Genomic DNA, 20,256 nt, shown 5'->3' on the forward strand with positions numbered 1-20,256 from the left:
GCTCGTTGTGACCGTGCGCCCCCGCGTCGCGAGGAGACAGTGTGACCGATCAGCCGATGTACGACGGTGGTCTGGTCGCGCACGGGATCGACACCACGCGACCGAGCGTCGCCCGTGTCTACGACTACTTCCTCGGCGGCAAGGACAACTACGAGTCCGACCGTCAGCTGTACCAGCAGATCATGAAGATCGCGCCGGAGGCTCCGGAGTGGGCGCGGGCCAACCGGCGGTGGCTGAGTCAGGTGATCACGTGGCTGGCCGGGGAGGCCGGCGTACGGCGGTTCATCGATGCCGGCTCCGGCCTGCCGACCGCTGAGAACACGCACCAGATCGCCCAGAAGGCGAACGGCGAGGCCTCGGTCGTCTACATCGACAACGACCCGTCCGTGGTCGCGCACGGGCGGGCGCTGCTGGTGGACAACGACCGGACGCAGTTCACCGCGGCGGACCTGACCAAGCCCGACGAGGTGCTGGCGGATCCGGCGGTCGCGGAGCTGCTGGCCGCCGGCGAGCCGGTCGGGCTGGTGATGGCCCTGATGCTGCACCACATCTCCGACTACGAGGAGACGCGGGTGGTCGCCCAGACGTACGTCGACGCGCTGCCGCCGGGGTCCTATCTGGCGATCACGCACGCGTGCAAGCCGGGCGACGGCGGTCCGGTCGACGAACTCGTGACCGAGCTTGCGGAAAAAATCCGGACTGCGTTTCCGACGCTGGCTTTCCGGTCGGTTGCGGAGATCTCGTCCCTGTTCAGCGGGCTGGAGATCCTCGAACCCGGTGTCGTGCGGCTCGCCGACTGGCACGTTCCCGGCGGCCGGGTCGAGGACGACCCGCCGACGGGTGTCCGCGACATCATCTTCGGCGGCGCCGCGCACAAGCCCTGACGCGCGCCCTAGTAAGAGTCCTAGCTCAGGCCGGCCAGGTAGTCCGCGTTGCCGCGGATGGCGGCCTCGTACCGCTTGATCTCGGCGGAGTCGACCTTGTCGGCGATCACCAGCAGGAGTGTCGCGAGCGCTTTGTCCTTCATCCCGGCGGCGTGCAGCGTCAGCGCCTTGAACACCCGCAGTGAGTCCGACTCGGGGAACTCCGCGCAGGCGGACTTGAACAGCGCGAGCGACTCGTCGAAGCGGTCGAGGTTCCGCAAGGTGCTGCCGTACTGCAGCAGGCACTTCCGGCGCGTCTCCCCGGTCAGTCCGGGCAGCGCGCGCTCGTAGTACCCGACGGCGGTCTCCTCGTCGCCGGCGGTGTCGTACGACCCGCCGACCTCGTACAGCACGTAGGGGTTGTCCGGGTGCTCGGTCAGCAGCTTCTCGAAGAAGGCGATCGTCGGACCCATGTTCGCCCGGTCCCGCCGCGCGAACGCCTCATCGATCGTCGCGGCCAGTTCCGGCGTCAGTTCAGTCGTCACAGTTCCATCATGCCGCGTCGGTCCGGCGGGCCTGCCACGGCCACGATCCGAAGATCGTCCGGGCGACGTCCGCGAAGACCTGCTCGAAGTCCAGTCCTCAGAGTTACCAGTCACGCGGCGGACTCGTTGTCAGGCTCGCCGGGCCGGATGTTCTGGTTCAGGTGGAACACGTTGGCCGGGTCGTACGCCGTCTTCAGCGCGATCAGCCGCTTCAGCGTCGCGGGCGGAAACGCGCGGTGGATCGGGTCGTCGTTCAGCGTGTTCACGTACGCCCCACTCGCGTACGGCGCCAGCGTCGCGGCGTACCCGCGCAGCCGGCCGATCCACTCCTCGTCCTCGGCCGGGTCCTCCCACCGGGTCGCGGTGACGAACTCGAACAACGTGTCCCGGTGACTGAATGCAGCGTTTTCCGTGGGGACGTCGGCGATCGCCCCGCCGTACGCCTGCAGGCTCGCCGAGACCCCCGGGTTGTCCACCAATGCCCGGATCGCCTCGTCCGGCAGCGACTTGAAGTAGTGCCCCTTCCAGTACCGCCGAAAACGGTGTCCTTGGACGTTGTCGTCCCGCGTCTGCAGCTTCAGGTACGTCGTTTCCTCGACCATCTCGTCGCTCACCGGCCCGAGCGCGCGGAACGCCGGCAGCACGTCGTACCCGCCCTCGCCGACCCACACGTACCCGACCGTCACCGAGTCGCCCGTGATGTTCGCGGTGAAAGTCGCCTCCCGCGGCGCGTCGGCGTTCAGCTCCCGCCACCCGCGCAGTACGTCGAACCCCACCGACACCGGATAGGTGAACTCGACGATCAACGCCCGCGTCCCCACCTGGTGCAGCTGGAACTCGAACGACGTGACGATTCCGAAGTTTCCGCCGCCCCCGCGCAGGCCCCAGAACAGCTCGGGGTTCTCGTCCGCACTCGCCCGTACGACGTCACCGTCCGCCGTCACGACCTCGTACGACACGACGTTGTCGCAGGCCAGCCCGAGCCGCCGGGCCAGCCAACCCATCCCGCCGCCGAGCGTCAGCCCGCCGACCCCGGTGTGCGAGACGTTCCCGGCCGTCGTCGCCAGCCCGAACTCCTGCGCCGCCTTGTCCAGCTCGCCCAGCATCGCGCCGCCTTGGACCCAGGCCCGCTTGGCCGCAGGATCCACGCGGACCGCGCTCATCGGCGTCAGGTCGATCATCAGCCCGCCCTCGGGGACGGCGAGACCCGCGATGTTGTGCCCGCCGCAGCGGACCGCGATCTCCAGCCCGGCCGCGCGCCCGAACCGGACCGCCTCGGCCACGTCCTCGCTCGAGGTGCACCGGGCGATCACGGCCGGCCGGCGGTCGATCATCGCGTTCCAGACGGTGCGCGCCTCGTCGTACCCGGCGTCGCCGGTGCGCAGAAACTCGGTCATCTCAGCTCTCCTGGGGTGATTTGGTCTGTCCCACAACCCTGACAGCGCAGCGGTACGTCGATAAGGTCCAGTTCTGTGAGCCGAATGAGGACCAGTTCCGGGGCCGGCGAGCTCCTGGTCGAGCTGCAGCGCGACAGCGGCGTCCCGCTGCACCAGCAGCTCGAGAGCGGGATCCGCACCAGGATCCGGGCGGGGCTGCTGCGCGCCGAGACCGTGATGCCGTCGACGCGCGCCCTCGCGCAGGACCTCGGCCTGTCCCGCGGCGTGGTCGTCGAGGCGTACCAGCAACTCGTCGCCGAGGGGTACCTGATCAGCCGCGCCGGGGGCTACACGCAGGTCGCCGACATCGCCGTGATCGAGGCGTCGACCGCTCTGAGGCCCGACGCGGGTCCACCGCGGATCGACTTCCGCTACAGCCGCCCGGACGTCTCGGAGTTCCCCCGCGCCGCGTGGCTCCGATCGGTACGGCGCGTGCTCAACGAGACGCCGTACCGCAGCCTCGCCTACATCGACGGACGCGGCACGATCGAGCTGCGCACCGCTCTCTCCGACTATCTGAATCGGGTTCGCGGTACGGCGGCGCGCCCGGAGAACATGCTGATCTGCAACGGGTTCGCGCAGGGCTCGCGGCTACTGCTGCAGGTGCTGGCCGCACACGGGCGCCGACGACTCGCGGTCGAGGATCCGTCCGACAACGACCTGCGAGAGGTCGCGCAGGCGGCCGGGCTCGAGGTGGTCGGCGTACCGATGCTGGAAACGGGCATCGACGTCAACGCGCTCGAGCGGTCGGGTGCGGACGTCGTACTCGTGACGGCTGCGCATCAGTTCCCCACTGGAGCGGTGGCGTCGGCGGAAACGCGGGCGGCGCTGGTCGCGTGGGGCGGGCTGGTGATCGAGGACGACTACGACGCGGAGTACCGCTACGACCGGGAGCCGATCGGCGCGATGCAGGGGCTCGCACCCGACCGCGTCGCGTACGCCGGGACCGCGAGCAAGACGCTGGCGCCCGGGTTGCGGCTGGGGTGGCTGATCCTGCCGACGTGGCTGGTCGAGCCGATGGCGCAGGCGAAGCTGATGGACGATCGCGGGTCGCCGGTGTTCGATCAGCTGGCGTTCGCGGATTTCGTGGCGCGGGGCGAGTTCGACCGGCATCTGCGGCGGATGCGGCCGCGGTACCGGACGTTGCGGGACACGCTGGTCGAACGGTTGGCGGCGCGCCTCCCGGAGCTCGAGCCGGTCGGCATCTCGGCCGGACTGCACGTGATGACGTGGCTGCCGCCCGACCTCAGCGAGGACGCGTTGCGCGACGCGGCCCAGCAGCGCGGACTAGGGGTGTACGGGCTGGCGCCGTACTGGGTGTCCGGGGAAGGGCCCGCCGGGTTGGTGTTCGGGTACGGCTCGCTCTCCCAGAAGGAAGTTGTCGAGGGCATCGAGTTGCTCGCGGACGTGGTTGCCACGATCCGCGGTCGATGAATAACTATCCATTCGATTGCAATTCGATCCGGGCGGTTCTACGCTTGGTGGAGTGATCGCCGAAGCTCGCATGGATGCCCTGATGAACCAAGGCTGGCCCGCCGCGCACAGCACCGAACTGGACGGCTGGCTGGTGCGGCACAACGCCGGAGTCACCCTGCGAGCCAACTCGGTGCTGCCCGCGAGTGCACCTTTCGACCTCGACAGGGCCTTGGAATACGTGGAAAACCTGTACGCCGCACATCAGATCGCGCCGTCCTTCCAGGTGGGTCCAGCGGCGCAGCCGGGCGACCTCGACGAGTACCTGGCAGCCCGCGGCTACGAACGCCGCAACCCGACGCTGGTGATGTGCGCGGAGGTTGCCGACGTGCTCGCGAAGGTGCCCGACCCGGCCGTCACGGTGAATATTTCCTCGACGCCCGACGATGACTGGATGGACTTCTGGTGGGCTGTCGACGGCCGCGGTGGATCCGCCGCGCAGGCCGCTGCCCGGCAGATCCTCAACCGCGGCCGGGCCCTGTATGCCGTGATCCCGGCCGGCAGGCCGCTCCAGGCCATCGGCCGCCTCGCTCTGGTCGACGACTGGGCCGGGATCTACTGTCTCGCTGTCGATCCCGGCCATCGCCGGCGCGGCCTCGCTCAGGCCGTGATCCACGGTTTGTTGCAGAGGGCAACAAACCTCGGCGTCAACCGCGTCTGGCTCCAGGTGGTCGAGGCCAACGCTGCGGCCCGCGCACTCTACGACCGCTTGGGTTTCCAGGCCGTCTCGCGCTACCACTACCGCGTCAAAGCGTGACCTGCTGCAGGTGATCGAGGACGACGAACTCGGCGCCGGTCTTCTCGACGGACGTGCGGAGCGGGGTCAGGTCGGTCCACGGGATGCCCGGGTCGTCGAGGGGCTTGTCGAAGTCGTCCCAGTGGGTGGCGAACACCTTCCGGACCGGTTTGATCGTCTGCAGCAGGCGGTCGGTGATGCCGGGTTCGCCGCCCGGAGCGGCCAGTACGACGTCGACCTGGAGGCCGCGCAGCGCGTTCGGGTCGAAGTTCGCCGTACTGAGGCTGAGGATGCGCAGGCCGCCGATGGTGATCACGAACGCGAGCGTGCCGCCCTCGACCAGGTCCTCGATCACGCGGGGGCGCGGCGGGACGTCGTACCGGTAGCCCGGGTACGCGTACGTGTGCCGCTTGCCGCCGCAGGAGTGCAGCGACGGGAACACCTCGATCGTGAAGCCCTCGAACGGCAGGTACTCGCCGCCGCGGACCCGTGACAGCAGCTCGTTCGGCGTCTTCATCGCGCGCAGCATGTTCGCGTGCGTCTCGGTGCAGAGCACGGTCGCCTGCGTCTTCTTCGCGACGTACGGTACGTCGGCCATGTGGTCGTAGTGGCCGTGGTGGACCAGAATCGCGTCGGCGGTGCTCAGATGCCGGTCGATCACGTCGGGCTTGATCACCAGCTTCGTCTTCGGGTCGGCGCCCTCCGGGGTGAACGTCCCGGTGTGGAACCGGGTCAGCCACGGATCGGTCAGTACGACGCTCTTGCCGCACCGGATCTGCCACGCGTGCGTCCCGAACCAGGTCAGCTCCACCGACTCCCGGACCGCCTCACCCACCGCCTCGGTCCCACCCGCTGCCTCGGTCGCGCTCGCCTGCGCGGTCGCCGCCTCGCTCCGGTTCTCGAGGCCGATCGCCCCCGCCACGCCCGCGGCCCCGGCCGCCGCCGCTCCTGCCAGCATCCCTCGTCGACTCACCTTCACGCTGTCTCCTTTCGTTGCCGTCAGTCAAAGCGAGTGCCGCGCGGTATGTCGAATATGCTCTTGCGCATGGAGCGATTGGCCGGAGATATCACCGCAGGTCAGTCACGTCATGATCACTGAAAGGCACCTGCAGATCTTCATCGCGCTCGCCGAGGAGCAGCACTTCGGTGACGCGGCACGGGCCGTGGGTATCACCCAGCCCCCGCTGTCCCAGGGTCTGCGCCGCCTGGAGGCGCTGGTCGGCGCGAAGCTCTTCGAACGCGGCGCCGGTGGCGTCGAACTCACGGCCGCCGGCGTCGCGCTACTGCCGTACGCACGACGCGCGCTCACCTCGATCGAGGAGCTCCACCAGGCGGCCGTCGCGCGTGATCCGGAGGGACCGGAGATCCGGCTCGGTCTGGCGCCCGAGGTGCCGCCGTCGGCGGGTGCGGCGGTGGCTGCGGCCTGCGGCTCGGTGATTCCGGGCAGTCGGGTGACGGTGGTGACCGCGCCGACGAGTTCGCTGGTCAACCAGATCGGCACGGGCCGGTTGACGTTGGCCGTCGTACTGCATCCCGCCGTACTGGATGGTCTGGAAGCCGGACCTGTATCGCTCCTGCCGACCTGGGCGCTGGTGCCGGCAGCGACCGTCGACAGTGAGATCGTGGCGTTGCGGCAGTTGAAAGGGCTGCCGATCGCGGTGCGGCCGCGGGCCGAGGCGCCGGCGGCGCGGGACCTCTTCCTGGACACGCTGGCGTTGCACCGGCCGGACGGCGGGACGGTCGTGGTGACGGACGAGCGCGCCGGACTCGCGATGGCGGCCGCCGGGCAGGCGATCGTGGTGACCGCCGACCCGGCGCTGATCGCACCTGGTGTCGGGCGGCACCGACTGGCCGACGATCCGCTGCCGTTGCGTCTCCGGCTCGTCTGGTCGAGGACCCGTACGCCGTTCCTCCGCCCGAACGACGTGATGGCTCAGCTCACGGAAGCGCTGGCATCGTGAACGCCCGGATCCGTGGGATCTTCGAGGACGCCGGTGTCCGCGGCTGGATGCACGCGGTCTCGCTCGACGACCCTGCAGCGTCCGTCGACCTCGACGCCGACGCCGTCGTACCGCTGGCGTCGGTCTACAAGTTGCCGTTGCTCGCCGGGTTCTGCCGACTGGTGGACCTGGGGGAGCTCGATCCGCGCGAACGCGTGACGCTCGAGCCGTCGGCGCGGACTGCCGGACCCACCGGGCTGTCCACGTTCGCGGATCCGGTGACGGTGTCGCTGCGCGATCTGGCGCTGTCGATGGCGACGGTGTCGGACAACGCGTCGGCCGATGCGCTGCTGGACATCGTCGGGCTGCGTCGGCTGGCCGAAATCCTCGAGTCCTTCGGTCTGCGCCGCACCTGGGTCCGACGCGGTACGGCGGCCAACCTGCGAGACCTGCAACGCCGTACGGGTGCCGACGATGCGGACGCGGCCCTCGCCGTACTCGCGGACAACGACCGGACCGATCCGGCCGGGGTGTACGAGGCTGCGAACGGGTCAGCGGCCAGTGCGCGCGACCTGACCCTGTTGCTGCGGCGGTTGTGGGCGGGGGAGTTGCTGTCGGCCGGGCAGACCGAGTTCGTGAAGGCGACGATGCACCGGCAGATCTTCCTGCACCGGTTGGCGTCCGGTTTCCCGTACGACGGCGTACGCGTCGCGGGGAAAACCGGCACGTTCGGCGCGTTGCGGCACGAGGCCGGCGTGGTCACCCTGCCCGGTGGGGCGGCGTTCGCGATCGCGGTTCTCACGCTCGCCGCCCGCGGCGACCTCCGCCAACCGCGCGTCGACGCCGCGATCGGCGAGGTCGCTCGGGTGGCGGTCGACGTACTGCGCTAGACGATTGCGAAGGCCTCGATCTCGAGCAGGGCGAGTGGGCTGAACAGTGACGCCACCTGCACCGCCGAACTCGCGGGCTTCGGACCCGGGATGTACTTGTCGCGGACCACGCGGATTTCCGGCAGGTAGTTGACGTCGGTGACGAAGTACGTCAGCTTCACCACGTTCTCGAACGTCGCGTCGACCGCTGTCAGGCAGCGCGCCAGGTTCGCGAAGACCTGCTCCGCCTGCACCCGCGGACTACCGCGGCCGACGAACTGCCCGTTCGCGTCCAGCGCGACCTGCCCGGAGATCGCCACCCATCGGCCGGTCCCGGTCACCACGTGGCTGTAACCGTTGCCTGGGGCAACGCCTTGCACCTGCGGATACTCCAGCTCACTCATGGACCACATATACCCCGGACAGGGGTTGAGAAACCGGTTTCCATCGGGAGAGGATACGGGGGTGGGACGGACACCGAAGGACTCGATCACGATTGCCGACGTCGCGCGGGCGGCGGAGGTGTCGCGGGCGACCGTGTCCCGGGTGATGAACGGGCGCCTCAGTGTCGCACCCGAGATCGTCGCCCGGGTGCGCGCCGCGGCGGAGCGGCTCAACTACCGGCCGAGCGATCTGGCCCGCAGCCTGTCCCTGGGCCGGACGAACATGGTCGCGCTGGTCGTCCCGGACCTCGGCAACCCGCTGTTCCAGCAGATCCTGCGCGGCATCACGAACGCGTCCGCGGCGGCCGGGTACAAGGTGCTGGTCGCCGAGACCGACGAGGACCCGGACGCCGAGGCGGGGATCGCGATCGAGGCCCGGCGGCGCTGCGACGCGTTGATCATGGTCTCGCCGCGGATGGACGAGGAGCGGCTGCTCGAGCTCCTGCCGCAGGTGCAGCCGGTGATCCTGGTCAACCGTCAGGGGCCGGCGGAGGTCGCGTCGGTGGTGGTCGACTACGGCCGCGCCGTACGGATCGTCGTCGATCATCTGGTCGGCCTCGGACACCGGCGGCTCGCGTTCCTGTCCGGCCCGGCGGCGAGCGCGTCCAACGTGCTGCGGCTGCAGGCGCTCGCGGTCGCCGAGCGGGAGATCCCGGGACTCGAGCTCGTCCGGCTCGAGTGCGGCCGGTCGATCGAGGACGGGTACGCCGCGGTGGAGCGGGTGCTCGAAGCGCAGGTCACCGCGGTCGTCGCGTTCAACGATCTGGTGGCGTTCGGGTTGCTGGCGCGGCTCAACGAGGTCGGGGTCGCCGTACCGGCTGATCTGTCGGTGACCGGGATGGACGACATCGGGCTCGCGCGGTTCGCCGTACCGTCGCTGACGACTGTCCGGGTGCCGCAGACGGACCTCGGCGAACTCGCGTGGCAGCGGTTGCACGCGTCGATCGCGGCTGGGGCGGGCGAGACGGACGCCGTACCCGAGCTGCGGCTGGCGGTGCGGGCGAGCACTGGTCCGGTGCCGCAGGAGCCGCGTTCTCAGGCGTCGGCTGATCAGATCGGGTGGCTGCAGCAGGGGGACATCTTCGCGCTCGGGAGTTCGGCGGGGTTGCTCGCGCGGTACGAGTTCGGCCGGCGGATGCCGCAGGTGCACGCGCCGCGCCCGTACCTGCATCCGGTCCGGACGCTCGGCGGACACCCGCTGACCGAGGTCAACCCGGTGGACCATCGCCACCACTACGGACTCTCACTGTCTGTCGCGCAGGTCAACGGCACTTCACACTGGGGCGGCCGGACCTATGTCCGCGGTCAAGGCCCGACCCTCCTGACGAACCACGGTCAGCAGCGCAGCCGCGGCGTCACCGTCGACGATCGCTCGTTGGTCGACGACATCACTTGGTACGACGAGCAGGGCCGACCGCAACTCGTCGAACGCCGGTGTCTCGCCGGGGACCTCGCCTTCGGTGGCTGGCGCCTGGACTGGCGGAGCGTGCTGACGGCGCGCTACGGCTCGATCCGGATCGACAGCCCGGCGACTTGTGGACGCGAGGGCGCGGGGTACGGCGGGATCTTCTGGCGCCTGCCGTCCGCGCCGACGACGGTCCTGAGCGCCGACGGTGAAGGATTGGACGCCGCCTTCGGATCTGGCAGTCCGTGGCTCGCATTCGTGCAGGGCAATGTCAGTTTGCTGTTGCTGCAGCCGGATCAGGTGTGGCCGTGGTTCTTGCGCACCACCGAGTACGTCGGCGCGTGCCCGGCGCTCGCGTGGGACGAGCCGTTGACGTTGCAGCCCAACCAGGACCTGACGTTGTCGCTCACCGCGCTGCTGCTGGACCGCGCGGTGGACGCGGCGGAGGCTAAAACGTTGGCAGACCAGTTGTAGGCGACGACGCCAACGCCGACTGCCATCGCTTCGGCACACGGCCGGCGAGGCGTGCGTTCCGGCCGGCCGAGACGGCGTCGCGCATCGCGGCGGCCATCAGGGCAGGCTTCTCAGCACGAGTCACCGGGGTCGCGAGCATGACCGCGTCGCATCCGAGTTCCATCGCCAGCGCGGCGTCACTCGCCGTACCGATGCCGGCATCAACGATCACCGGGACGTTCGCCGCCTCGGCGATCAGCGCGATGTTGTGCGGGTTGCGGATGCCGAGCGCCGAACCGATGGGTGCGGCCAACGGCATCACGGCCGCGCACCCGGCCTGCTCGAGACGGCGGGCGAGGATCGGGTCGTCGTTCGTGTACGGCAGCACGGTGAAACCGTCGGCCACCAAGGCCTCCACGGCATCGAGCAGCTCGAACGGGTCCGGCAGCAACAGGTGGTCGTCGGCAACGACCTCGACCTTGATCAGGTCGGTCCCGAGCGCCTCGCGGGCCAGTTTCGCGGTCAGTACAGCCTCGGCCGCGGTGTGGCAGCCGGCCGTGTTCGGCAGTACGTCGATGCCGTGCTTCTTCAGTACGTCGAGCACCGAGCCCTCGTGCCCCGTGCCGAGGCGGCGCATCGCGACCGTGGTGAGTTGGGTGCCGGAGGCAATCAATGCCTCCTCCATCACTTCCAGGTTGGCCGAACCGCCGGTCCCCATGATCAGCCGCGACGTGTACGTGCGCCCGCCGAGCTCCAGTGGATCATCCATGGTCAGCCTCCCTGCGTCGCGCTGACGATCTCGACCCGGTCGCCCGGCCGCAGGGTGGTCTGCGCCCATTCAGCCTTGGTCAGCACGTTCTGGTTCACCGCGACCGCGATCCCGGTGGCGCGATCGGAGTACTCCGCGATCAGCTCGGCCACCGACTTGCCCGGCGGTACGTCGATCGCCGTACCGTTCACCCAGACGGATTCCATCGCTTCCTCCCTACGCCGGAATTACCCGATTCAGGTTCAGCGGTCGGTGACGGTGCAGTCACCCTCTCAGCCCACTTCCTGCGAGCTCCCGCGGACGTCTCGACTATAGCTGACGGCTCAGTCGACTTGCGTGCCGGTGAGGAGGGCGGCGAGCTCCGTCGGGCGGTAGAGGACCTGTTTGCCGGTGCGCTGCGGTTCGACGAGCCCGGTACGGCGTAGTAGTTGGAGGTGCTGGCTCACCGCGGACGGCGTCACCTTCAGTTCGCCGGCCAGGTCGGTCGTCGTACGGGGATGGGTGAGGAGCTCGAGGATGTGTGCTCTCGGCGTACCGATCAACTGAGCGAGGTCGTGGCGGGACGGCGGCTCGACGACGGACCACAGATGGGCCTGACCGCGCGGCGGGTAGCCGAGCAGCGGTTCGGCGCCCGGGTCGAACGGGATGACGGCGTGCGGTCCGAACAGGGTCGGCTGCAGCACGAGCCCGCGACCGTCGACGTGTTCGGTGCGGCTCTGCTCGGCCACGCGGTCGACCTTGAGGAGCCCTTCGGCGTAGGTGATCGCTGGGCCGAGGCCGTTGAGCATGGCGCCGGTCCCTTGCTGGGTGACGACGTGACCGCGGTAGCTGATGTCGGCGGAGAGGAGAGTGCGCATGCGGCTCCAGTACGGCGCCATCACAGCGTCCCAGTACTGGCTGAGTGCCTCGAGGACCTTGTCGATGGTCAGGTCTTCCGGTAGCTCGCCGTTGACCGCTACGAGTTGTCGCTCGAAGGTGTCCGGTTTGACGTTAGCGATCACGTCGAGCTCGTCGGAGAGCTGGGTGAGCGGCGAGGTCGGTCGTGGCGTCAGGAAGTCCGGGCTGCCCATGGTGTCGTTGACGAGCCACCGCAGTACGGACCAGTCCAGGGCGGTGACCTGCGGCTGTACGGCGCGCACCCAGCCGAGCTGCAGCGGGAAACGGCCGGGATCCCGTAGCGCGCGCAACGACAGCACCATCTCCGCGACCGGCGAGACCGCGAACCGCACGTCGGCCAGATCCTGTGAGTTCAGGACATAGGTGAGCACCGCGCCTCGCTTTCAGTCACGACACGAAGTATGGCCGAATTGTCGGTGGCGGGTGGGAGCGTGGTTTTCATGGGGTTTCGAGCGATGGACGACGACGAGGTAGCAGAGTTCCTGGCGCAGCCGCTGGTGGCCGTGCTGGCGGTCGACGACCCGGGCTGGTCGCCGCATGTGACGCCGGTGTGGTTCCGCCACCTGCCCGACGACAACAGATTCCAGGTGATGACGCCGGCCAAGTCGAAGAAGACCAGACTGCACCGGACCGGCACGGGTGAGCTGTCCCTCTCGATCCAGTCCGCCGACGGACCGACAGCGAAGTACGTCAACATGCAGGGCGTGGCGCGCTTCCTCCCGCTCAGTGCCGACCTGCTGAACGCGATGGTCGAGAAGTACCTACCGGAGGAACACCGCGCGGCCTACCTGGCCAACCCACCCGAAGACTCGATGTTCGACATCACCCCACGCCGCATCACCACAGCCGTCATCGACTGACAGTTCACTCGCAGGCGATCCCGTCGTGGTCGGCGTCGAGGCGATATTTGTCGGTGCCGACGACATCGATCGGACCATCGACGTACTCAGGTCCGTTCCCGCTCCCGCCCGAGCAATCAACGTCACTGGCAATCGGAACGCAACCGGAGTAGTTCGGATCGCACCCGCCGGATTCCTCCGGCTCCTCGACCTTCGTACCGACCGCCGTCACCTGCGACCGCGGCTCCTTCGCCACCTCCTGCCGGACCATCCGCTTAGCCGTCTGTACGCCGTTCACATAGGTAACCCGATACACGAGCCGCCGCGTGCCGTTGACCCCCGCCGTACGCACCGTCCGCTCACCCTTCGGCAACGAGTCATCCGTCACCGTCTTCTTCTTGAACGGAATCACCCGAAACTCCACGACCTCCTTCGTCGTGATCACCTTTGGCTTGACGCTCGCCTTGGGCGTCGTCTTAGGCGTAGCGGACGTCTGCGGCGTGGATGTCGCCGTACTGACCGGCGCGGGCGTCAGGCTGGCGATCGCAGCCGGCTCACCCACCCCCGACGTACCCGAATCCGCCCCACACCCTCCAACGAGCGCCGCCACCGCAACCGACCCCAACGCAGCACGAAGCAACAACACGATCCATCCCCCCAAACCCGCCGTCGGTTCCCCCCCGCGGCAGGATTTGTCAGCACCCGGACCACCCGAGCGAATTCCGATCTGTACCACCACCCCGCCCGCCACGCAACCCCTCACCCCAACCCCCCACCAAGCAAACCCCCACCAAACCTGACACACTGTTCCCCTCACCAGATGAGGGCCTCTAGCTCAATTGGCAGAGCAGCGGACTTTTAATCCGCGGGTTGTGGGTTCGAGTCCCACGGGGCCTACCAGTTTCCGCAGGTCAGGCGCACATCGGCACCTCGACCGGGATCATGGGGTCTGCTTTTACTCTGCCAATACGTAGAGTCACCACAGGCGGCTAGTTGCGCGTTGTTCAGCGACGTACCGCATCCGTTCGCACTGCTCGTTTCGCCTGTTCTCCGGCCGCCCAGCCGTTGAGCTGCCACATGCAGCTGGACCTTGGAGAACAGAGATGAGCAGACCGCACCTTCCGATCGGAACGTGGGGCAACGTCCGATCGCGTGGTGTCGTCGGTCCGGTTCCGAGAGGAGGATCCGCCAAACCTCCAGATGAGGACCCAGTTTCCTCGATGCCCGCGGTACACCGAGCTTCTTCGCAGCATCCCAGAGGTCTGGTCGATCAAGTGCGCCTAGAAGACCATCGCCAACGCCGAGGCGGACCGGCGGGCACCTGCGAGAGCAGAGGGTCGCCCGCCGTCGTCACAGGGCCTGGTAGTAGTTGTGGATGGTCGCCGCCATCAGCTTCCGGCGCTCGACCAAGAACTCTTTGTAACTCCCGGCTGTGACCTGGGCCAGCTTGGCCGGGACGGCGTTCTCGGCGAGATTCGCAGCCAAGTCCTCAGGGTCTGTGATCTCTCCGAGGACTAGCTGCGCGGACTCGGTCTGGGTGGCGATCTCGGCCATGTACTGCATCGGCGGCTTGTTGCTGATGCTGATGTTGATCGCCGTCTCGGTGAGCGCGAAGTTCGCGACCTGGTTGTAGTCGCCGCGGTCCGGGTAGCCGTTCTTCTGCAGGTAGTCCTTGGGCACGATGTGGTGAATGTCGCCCGACTGTTGTTGCATGGCCGCGACGGTGATGCCCTTGGACAGAAATCCGCGAGAGTTGTTCGCCACCTGTGCGGCCAGGAATGTCTGGAAGAACGGGCTGACCGTGCTCGTTGTCTCGAGGGCAGCAGGGAGAGCGACTGCCCAGAAGGCATCCGACAGTTCGGATTCCTCAACCTGCTTGAGGTAGTTCGCGGGTCCTTGTTCGCCGATCCGGCGGATGTCTTGCTCCCAGGTTGACTCGAAGCTGCCGGAGTGGCGGCCGGTGAGCATCGACATCACGAACCAGCGCTTCACGATCCGCTTCCGCTCGCCTTCACTCATGGCCTTGTCCTCGCGCAGGCGGAGGTAGAGGGCGTAGGCGAAGTTGAGGGCGTTCTTCGAGTTCACCATCCCCGGCGTGATGAAGCCCGCCGACTTGATGAGCATCAAGAAGTTGTCGAAGTGGTAGTTGTTTACGATCTGCAGCAGGGCACGCTCGAGCTTGTCGTACGCGACCGGGATCCGCTCCTCGTCGACCCTCCGGGTTTCCGGATCGCGCCCTGACAGCTCGCTGACGATGCTTGACGCCTTGCCGCGGCTGAAGCCGACGAGGCCGGTGACTCGAATGATGTCGCTGTACTCGGGGTCGTAGAGGTCCTCGGCCTCGTCCTTCAGCCAACTGATGGCCTTGAGGTAGGAAGTGCCCGCGAATTCGTGGTCGTTGTCGTTGATGTCGGCGTAGGCGTGGGGTGCGACAGCGAGGTGGCAGAAGTAGTCGATGAGCTTGCGCAGGTTTCGGCCGCGATCGCCGTAGGTCGCGATCTTGCTCATGGCGAAGTCGGCGCTGCTAAGGGGGACGCCCTTGGAGTTGATCCGGATAAAGATCTCGGAGACGGTTTCGACGTCGAGGTCGTCGGCGAGCCCGATGATGCCGATCTGGGCGTTCTTGATGCCTTCCAGCCGGGCCAGGTTCGTCTCGAACGTCTTGGCGTCGACGTCGGGGTTGCGCTCGAGGTACTCACGCGCGAAGGACAACGGTGAGTCGGCGTTAAAGTACTCGCTGATATCGGAGATCCACTGCGGGTTCTTGCCTATGACCGGGGTCAGGGTCGCGAACTCCTCGGTGATTGGGTTGAACGCGATGGTGATCCGAACGGCCTTGTACTTCTTGTTGATCACCTTGAGTCCGGCGACTGCGGCGCGGAGGGCGGTGATCCGCTGTTGCCCGTCGATGAGGATCTGCTGGTGGGCTGCGACCTGGCCGCCCTTGAGCTTGGCTCCGACCGACTGCCACGTGATGAGGTAGCCCACGGGGTAGCCCTTGTAGAGCGAGTCCATGAGGTCGCGGACTTTGACGCTGTCCCAGACGAACGGGCGCTGGAGCTCGGGGATGGCGATGTGGTCGCGCTTGACGTCAGCCAGCAACTGCGTGACCGCTGACTGCGTTACCGAGTACTTCGCCATTCATGTCTCCTCTTCGTGCACAGGAAAGGTTAGTGGGGACTTCCGACATCCGCGCCAGCTAAGTGACCGACTTGGCGGTGCTGAACGGGCAACTAGTAAAGCGGTGGCGAGGATTGGAGTTATCCGCCCCCTACTTGGCCGTTACTCGATGAGGCTGTAGGAGCCATCGGGATGACGAACGAAGTACTCCGTGTAGCCCACCGGATTGCCCCGGCCGTGCTTGGGCAGGAAGACACCATATGTGCGATCGGCCCACCCTGGGCAAGTGCGACGCACGTCAGCCGGCCGGAAGCGCTCGGGTAAGTCGCCACGCCTGCGTGCAAGGCGGATGTCTTCGACGAGACGGCTCACGACTTCACTGTCGCACGACTTGCTGACTCGCTCCAGTTCACGACCATCACACCGACGGGCTGGAACCTCCGCCACTCTGGGCTAGGTCGTCGAGAACCGCGTGACGATCACGAATGCCACCTTCCCAACGAAGGCGGTGTATTAAGCCCGGAGTGGCGGAAGATCCGGGCTACAGTCAGTCGCGTCCTGTAGACATTCGGCGTGTGTCAGCTAGTGGCAAAAGGGGCCTCATCTTGAACCAAGAGTCGACAGGTCGCACCGCGCCTACCATTGCAGGCCTCTTGGCGGTCATGCGGAAGCGGCAACACTGGTCCCAAGCCGTCGAGCGCCTTCGGGACCTCGCCGGTTCGCGCGGGGACGGGCCCCATAGGGCCGCTGAAGAGTACGGCGAGGTGTATCGCGGACGCCGCGGGGCGATGGTTTTCGATGTGGTGGTCTCCCGGCAGCGGAAGTATCACAGTGTCGTCTTGCCTCGCGTCGAGAAGTGGGCCGCGGCAGGTGACCCCTCCTTGGCGAGGCTGGCGCAGAGCGAAGTGCCGGCCGAGCAGTTCGGGCTGCAGCGGAGCGAGCCGGTAACGCTTCAGACGGTGGCGGCTAACCTCCTCGCCTTTTGCCGTGACCAAGCGGTTTCGGAGGACGAAGGCTGTCGAGCATGGGCCGACGGGGTTCAGGGTCTCGAGCACGCTCCGAAGTTGGACCCGATCGTTGGTGGGGTGTCGGGGATCGGCCCGGCACTGTTCGCATACATGCGCATGCGATGTGGATCCGACGCCTTGAAGCCGGATCTACGGGTCGCCGGTGCACTCCGCAAGCTGGGGTTCGACGTGCCGGGCGATGAACATTCCATCCTGGTTGTGGCGCGGGCAGCAGCGGCCGAGCTTGGCGTCAGCCTGCTCGTCCTCGATCAACTGCTGTGGGGCCGCGACGGTTGAATCTCAGTGACCAGTCACACCTGTAGCGAACCTGGTGAGCCAGCGCGATTCCTCTGATGCACTGCAAGCCACCATCTCCACTTTGCAGCTTCGGCGCAGGCAGTCCCACTCGTTGTTGAGCGACGTTTCGCATCCTCTCGCATTGCTCTCGTTTCGCCCGATCTCCGGCCCGCCCAGCCGTTGAGCTTCCACACGCAGCTGGACTGTGGAGGGCCGACATGAGCAGACCGCACCTTCCGATCGGAACGTGGGGCAACGTCCGATCCCGTGCAGAGAGGAAGGACGCCGAGGGCAAGGTGGTCTCTTGGCGCGCGTCCGCGTACTTCCGTGACCACGACGGACGTACCCGTGAGGTCACCGCGTCCGCCAAGACCAAGGGCGCAGCCGAACACCGCCTACTCACGAAGCTGCGAGACCGCGCAAAGCTCACACGGTCCGGCGAGCTGAGCCCGACGGACAAGATCAACGACCTCATCGACCTGTGGATCGAGAAGTTCGAGGAACGCATCGAAGACGGCCGTCGATCACCGACGACGCTGACGACGTACCGCACAGCCATCAAGAACTACGTGCGTCCTGCCCTCGGTGAACTCCTGATCGGTGAGGCAACCACGCCCCGCATCGACAGAGTGATCGGAACCATCAAGCGCAACGCCGGCCGCCCCACCGCGAAGACCTGCCGCGCGGTCATCTCGGGGATGATGCAACTCGCCGTCCGGTACGGCGCCCTGACCGTCAATCCGGTCCGCGAAGTCGAGGCGGTCGAGTCCCGCCCGAAGAACCCGCCCCGCGCCTTGACCAACGACGAGATCGCCGGTCTCCGGCAACTCCTGACCACCGACGAAGCCGCCGTACACGCCGATCTCCCGGACCTAGTGCTCTTCATGCTCGGCACCGGAGTCCGAATCGGCGAGTCACTCGCGGTCCTCTGGTCACAGGTCAACCTCGAGTCCAGCGCAGTCGAGATCACTCACACCATGGTTCGCGTCCCAGGCCAAGGCTTGATCCGCAAGGCCCCGAAGTCCAAGGCCGGCGAACGCGCCCTACCCCTCCCGGACTGGGCCATCGCCATGCTCCGCCGACGCCACGCAGCCGGCGTCAGCCTCGACGAACCCATCTTCGCCGACTCCCTAGGAGGCTTCCGAGACCCCTCCAACGTCCGCCGAGCCCTCCGCCGCGCACTGTCCCCCGTAGCCAGCACCGCCCGCCGCGACTTAGGCGAGACCCTCCGATCCGCCCGCCTCCAAGCCGGCCTCACCCGCAAACAGGTCGTCACAAAGCTCGGCTGGCCAAAGACCAGACTCGAGCTGATCGAGAGCGGCCGCATCAAACTCGACCGCGAACTCGTAGCCACCCTCGTCAAGACCTACCGCATAGACCTCGACGCATCCCCCACCCTCAGCGCCCAAGTCGACCAAGCAGCCCAACCCTCACCCTCAGACGCCCTGACCTGGATCCGCTCCCACACCTTCCGCAAGACCACAGCCACCGCCCTAGACCGCCGAGGCCAATCCGCACGCCAGATAGCCGACCACCTAGGCCAAGCCCAAGTCTCCATAACCCAAGACGTCTACATGGGCCGCCGAATCCACAACCCCTCCGCAGCAACCGCCCTAGACCAGGAGTTCGCGGACCTCGACCTCTGGTGAGAAACGTTCGCCTGGTCATCCGGGCCGAGTGGCTTGAGCCGCCTTGGACGCATGGAGTGGTGGGGTCACACGAACCGGCCTAACATGACGGCTCAAGTCGACATCGGTCGGCCGATGTTCAGATTGTTGCTTCACCGTATCGAGACGCCAGCGCGACCTTCTTCGAGCTGGCTGTCCGCTAACCGCTGGGGGGACTAGCGATGACCGAATCTCCAATTGACGTGGACGACTCCGAGGACGATGTTGCGCGGGCGGATGTCGAGCGCGATCGGGCCGAGCTGCGGGAGTTCATCAAAGGGCTGGACGCGGACGACGTCAAGTCGGGCGGCTGGTTCTCGAAGCTCGTCGCCCACGCGCTGAACTCCTACACCAAAAAGGTCGACTGGCAGTACTTCAAGGAGAAGTACGACGGCGTGCCAGCGGACGGCATCGTCGAGCAGCGGATCAGGATGGCATCGCGGTACGCCGCGCTCGAAGGTGGGCTCTCCGCTGGGGCGTACTCGGCGGCCGTCGTCGCGACTATCGGCAGCCTTGGCGGTGCCTCACCGTTGACTATGCCGGCTGCCGCGGTGACGTTCATGGTAGACCTCGCCTACATCACCCAGCTGCAGCTGCGCCTGGCCTACGACATCTCCGTGCTCTATCGGATCCCGCTGGACCTGGACGACCCGGACGACCTGTGGAAGCTCGTGCGCGTTGCCTTCACGATCAAGACCGGGGAGCTGGCGCGGGAGGGCGTCACCAAGTCGGTTCCGTTCGTGGTGCGCCCATTGGTCAAGCGGTTCTATTCCAGGGATGTTCTGACCGCAGCGAGAGCGCTCCCTGTCGTCGGGAAGTACCTGCTGCAACGCAATGCGATCAAGGTCGGCATCCCCCTGGTCGGTATCCCGCTCGCCGTCGTGCTGAACCGCTACACGACGCTCGTCGCGGGCCGGCACGCGCGAGCTGTCTTCCGTAACGAGGCACGGGTGATCGAGCTGGCCGAGAGGATGAGCAGTTCGAGCCGGTATCCACAGTTGATGCTGTGGGTCGCGTGGCTCGTCATCACGGCGGACAACAAGATCCGCGACGACGAGACGCTGCTGATGAAGCACCTGGTGCGGGTCGTCCGCGATCAGCATCAAGTAGTCGATGGTCAACTCGCTAACGTTGTCGATATCGATCCCAGCGATGTGTGGAAGCGTCTGGAGGCTGAGTCCGGAGACCTGACCGAACTCATCGAGGTCGCGGACCGAGTGGCCACGGTAGACGGCGACCTGACCGCACGTGAGAAAGAAGTCATCGCTGAGCTTCGTTCCCGCTGTCGCCGAACTTGAGATAGCCACGAGCCGTTCGCGTTCTTGGCGGCCTACCCTGGCGGGAGAGCCGATCCGGGGTCTCTATCCCACGGGTCCTGGCCCCGACGGGCGCGAAACTGTCCAAGTCGCTGCTGCGCGAGCACGGCCGTGGCGTCCTTCCCGTCGATGTCGAACCATGGATGCTCGACACCACTGCCTCGCCCGGAACGGTCGACAA

Annotated in this window: 19 protein-coding genes, 1 tRNA gene and 1 riboswitch; of the genes, 11 read left to right on the forward strand and 9 right to left on the reverse strand. The window is 67.1% G+C overall.

Features of this window, described 5'->3' with window-relative positions; all coding sequences use genetic code 11:
- Positions 1-41 precede the first annotated feature (41 nt).
- Entirely contained in the window at positions 42-884 is an 843-nt protein-coding gene (locus ACLJOO_RS22490) for an SAM-dependent methyltransferase (protein WP_410789244.1), read from the forward strand.
- A gap of 20 nt (positions 885-904) precedes the next feature.
- On the opposite strand, the gene ACLJOO_RS22495 is transcribed toward ACLJOO_RS22490, so the two are convergent.
- Both ACLJOO_RS22495 and ACLJOO_RS22500 read right to left on the reverse strand, forming a co-directional pair.
- Positions 905-1,408 carry a tetratricopeptide repeat protein gene (locus ACLJOO_RS22495; protein ID WP_410789246.1) on the reverse strand — a complete coding sequence of 168 codons (504 nt, stop codon included), beginning with the start codon at positions 1,406-1,408 and terminating at the stop codon, positions 905-907.
- A 110-nt stretch (positions 1,409-1,518) separates the two neighbouring features.
- The gene (locus tag ACLJOO_RS22500) at positions 1,519-2,805 is read right to left on the reverse strand and encodes an FAD-binding oxidoreductase (protein WP_410789248.1); all 1,287 of its coding nucleotides are present in this window, start codon (positions 2,803-2,805) and stop codon (positions 1,519-1,521) included.
- A gap of 84 nt (positions 2,806-2,889) precedes the next feature.
- On the opposite strand from ACLJOO_RS22500, the gene ACLJOO_RS22505 reads away from it, so the two are divergent.
- Together ACLJOO_RS22505 and ACLJOO_RS22510 are read left to right on the forward strand one after the other, a co-directional pair.
- Positions 2,890-4,278 carry a PLP-dependent aminotransferase family protein gene (locus ACLJOO_RS22505; protein ID WP_410789249.1) on the forward strand — a complete coding sequence of 463 codons (1,389 nt, stop codon included), beginning with the start codon at positions 2,890-2,892 and terminating at the stop codon, positions 4,276-4,278.
- 52 nt (positions 4,279-4,330) lie between these two features.
- Positions 4,331-5,074, forward strand: coding sequence for a GNAT family N-acetyltransferase (locus ACLJOO_RS22510; protein WP_410789250.1), 744 nt, complete (start codon positions 4,331-4,333; stop codon positions 5,072-5,074).
- Here the strand turns inward: ACLJOO_RS22510 and ACLJOO_RS22515 are convergent.
- The gene (locus ACLJOO_RS22515; RefSeq protein WP_410789251.1) at positions 5,064-6,032 is read right to left on the reverse strand and encodes an MBL fold metallo-hydrolase; all 969 of its coding nucleotides are present in this window, start codon (positions 6,030-6,032) and stop codon (positions 5,064-5,066) included. The two genes, ACLJOO_RS22510 and ACLJOO_RS22515, sit on opposite strands and share 11 nt — an antisense overlap.
- A 109-nt stretch (positions 6,033-6,141) precedes the next feature.
- Here ACLJOO_RS22515 and ACLJOO_RS22520 point away from each other — a divergent pair, with 109 nt between their 5' ends.
- Positions 6,142-7,014, forward strand: coding sequence for a LysR family transcriptional regulator (locus tag ACLJOO_RS22520; protein ID WP_410789252.1), 873 nt, complete (start codon positions 6,142-6,144; stop codon positions 7,012-7,014).
- Positions 7,011-7,883 (forward strand): serine hydrolase, encoded by an 873-nt coding sequence (locus tag ACLJOO_RS22525; RefSeq protein WP_410789253.1) that lies wholly within the window; start codon positions 7,011-7,013, stop codon positions 7,881-7,883. Before ACLJOO_RS22520 ends, ACLJOO_RS22525 begins: the two co-directional genes overlap by 4 nt.
- On the opposite strand, the gene ACLJOO_RS22530 is transcribed toward ACLJOO_RS22525, so the two are convergent.
- Positions 7,880-8,266 (reverse strand): RidA family protein, encoded by a 387-nt coding sequence (locus ACLJOO_RS22530; RefSeq protein WP_410789254.1) that lies wholly within the window; start codon positions 8,264-8,266, stop codon positions 7,880-7,882. The two genes, ACLJOO_RS22525 and ACLJOO_RS22530, sit on opposite strands and share 4 nt — an antisense overlap.
- A 61-nt stretch (positions 8,267-8,327) precedes the next feature.
- Between ACLJOO_RS22530 and ACLJOO_RS22535 the strand changes: the two genes are divergently transcribed.
- The gene (locus tag ACLJOO_RS22535) at positions 8,328-10,184 is read left to right on the forward strand and encodes a DUF6807 family protein (protein ID WP_410789255.1); all 1,857 of its coding nucleotides are present in this window, start codon (positions 8,328-8,330) and stop codon (positions 10,182-10,184) included.
- Here ACLJOO_RS22535 and ACLJOO_RS22540 read toward each other — a convergent pair.
- The 3 genes from ACLJOO_RS22540 to ACLJOO_RS22550 form a co-directional block, all read right to left on the reverse strand.
- A complete protein-coding gene (locus tag ACLJOO_RS22540) occupies positions 10,159-10,932 on the reverse strand; it encodes a thiazole synthase (RefSeq protein ID WP_166658747.1) in 774 nt (257 codons plus the stop codon). The genes ACLJOO_RS22535 and ACLJOO_RS22540 overlap by 26 nt on opposite strands.
- A gap of 2 nt (positions 10,933-10,934) precedes the next feature.
- Complete coding sequence (thiS, locus tag ACLJOO_RS22545) at positions 10,935-11,138, reverse strand: sulfur carrier protein ThiS (protein ID WP_327639704.1); 204 nt, start codon at positions 11,136-11,138, stop codon at positions 10,935-10,937.
- Positions 11,129-11,240: riboswitch (TPP riboswitch) on the reverse strand. (Overlaps the previous gene by 10 nt.)
- A 15-nt stretch (positions 11,241-11,255) precedes the next feature.
- The gene (locus ACLJOO_RS22550) at positions 11,256-12,200 is read right to left on the reverse strand and encodes a DUF5937 family protein (protein WP_410789256.1); all 945 of its coding nucleotides are present in this window, start codon (positions 12,198-12,200) and stop codon (positions 11,256-11,258) included.
- Positions 12,201-12,269: 69 nt separating this feature from the next.
- Here ACLJOO_RS22550 and ACLJOO_RS22555 point away from each other — a divergent pair, with 69 nt between their 5' ends.
- Complete coding sequence (locus ACLJOO_RS22555) at positions 12,270-12,689, forward strand: pyridoxamine 5'-phosphate oxidase family protein (protein WP_410789257.1); 420 nt, start codon at positions 12,270-12,272, stop codon at positions 12,687-12,689.
- A gap of 4 nt (positions 12,690-12,693) precedes the next feature.
- Here ACLJOO_RS22555 and ACLJOO_RS22560 read toward each other — a convergent pair whose 3' ends face one another.
- Positions 12,694-13,230 (reverse strand): G5 domain-containing protein, encoded by a 537-nt coding sequence (locus ACLJOO_RS22560; protein ID WP_410789258.1) that lies wholly within the window; start codon positions 13,228-13,230, stop codon positions 12,694-12,696.
- Positions 13,231-13,492: 262 nt separating this feature from the next.
- On the opposite strand from ACLJOO_RS22560, the gene ACLJOO_RS22565 reads away from it, so the two are divergent.
- A tRNA-Lys gene (locus tag ACLJOO_RS22565) sits at positions 13,493-13,568 on the forward strand.
- Between the two features lie 450 nt (positions 13,569-14,018).
- Here ACLJOO_RS22565 and ACLJOO_RS22570 read toward each other — a convergent pair.
- A complete protein-coding gene (locus ACLJOO_RS22570; RefSeq protein WP_410789259.1) occupies positions 14,019-15,809 on the reverse strand; it encodes a DUF262 domain-containing protein in 1,791 nt (596 codons plus the stop codon).
- Between the two features lie 767 nt (positions 15,810-16,576).
- Here ACLJOO_RS22570 and ACLJOO_RS22575 point away from each other — a divergent pair.
- The 3 genes from ACLJOO_RS22575 to ACLJOO_RS22585 all read left to right on the forward strand — a co-directional run bounded on the left by ACLJOO_RS22575 (position 16,577) and on the right by ACLJOO_RS22585 (position 20,057).
- Positions 16,577-17,092, forward strand: coding sequence for a hypothetical protein (locus tag ACLJOO_RS22575; protein ID WP_130388718.1), 516 nt, complete (start codon positions 16,577-16,579; stop codon positions 17,090-17,092).
- 218 nt (positions 17,093-17,310) lie between these two features.
- On the forward strand, positions 17,311-18,741 hold the full coding sequence (locus tag ACLJOO_RS22580; protein WP_410789260.1) for a helix-turn-helix domain-containing protein: 1,431 nt from the start codon (positions 17,311-17,313) through the stop codon (positions 18,739-18,741).
- A gap of 200 nt (positions 18,742-18,941) precedes the next feature.
- Positions 18,942-20,057, forward strand: a complete 1,116-nt coding sequence (locus tag ACLJOO_RS22585) for a hypothetical protein (protein WP_410789261.1) — start codon at positions 18,942-18,944, stop codon at positions 20,055-20,057.
- Positions 20,058-20,256 lie beyond the last annotated feature (199 nt).

The organism is Kribbella sp. C-35, assembly GCF_046549195.1.
Classification (GTDB): Bacteria; Actinomycetota; Actinomycetes; order Propionibacteriales; family Kribbellaceae; genus Kribbella.

Excerpts from the sequence above, each read along its gene's own strand:
- ACLJOO_RS22585 (WP_410789261.1), top strand. The coding sequence starts at position 18,942 with ATGACCGAATCTCCAATTGACGTGGACGACTCCGAGGACGATGTTGCG.
- ACLJOO_RS22530 (WP_410789254.1), bottom strand. The coding sequence starts at position 8,266 with ATGAGTGAGCTGGAGTATCCGCAGGTGCAAGGCGTTGCCCCAGGCAAC.
- ACLJOO_RS22555 (WP_410789257.1), top strand. The coding sequence starts at position 12,270 with ATGGGGTTTCGAGCGATGGACGACGACGAGGTAGCAGAGTTCCTGGCG.
- ACLJOO_RS22570 (WP_410789259.1), bottom strand. The coding sequence starts at position 15,809 with ATGGCGAAGTACTCGGTAACGCAGTCAGCGGTCACGCAGTTGCTGGCT.
- ACLJOO_RS22540 (WP_166658747.1), bottom strand. The coding sequence starts at position 10,932 with ATGGATGATCCACTGGAGCTCGGCGGGCGCACGTACACGTCGCGGCTG.
- ACLJOO_RS22580 (WP_410789260.1), top strand. The coding sequence starts at position 17,311 with ATGAGCAGACCGCACCTTCCGATCGGAACGTGGGGCAACGTCCGATCC.
- ACLJOO_RS22520 (WP_410789252.1), top strand. The coding sequence starts at position 6,142 with ATGATCACTGAAAGGCACCTGCAGATCTTCATCGCGCTCGCCGAGGAG.
- ACLJOO_RS22575 (WP_130388718.1), top strand. The coding sequence starts at position 16,577 with ATGGTTTTCGATGTGGTGGTCTCCCGGCAGCGGAAGTATCACAGTGTC.
- ACLJOO_RS22505 (WP_410789249.1), top strand. The coding sequence starts at position 2,890 with ATGAGGACCAGTTCCGGGGCCGGCGAGCTCCTGGTCGAGCTGCAGCGC.
- ACLJOO_RS22500 (WP_410789248.1), bottom strand. The coding sequence starts at position 2,805 with ATGACCGAGTTTCTGCGCACCGGCGACGCCGGGTACGACGAGGCGCGC.
- thiS (WP_327639704.1), bottom strand. The coding sequence starts at position 11,138 with ATGGAATCCGTCTGGGTGAACGGTACGGCGATCGACGTACCGCCGGGC.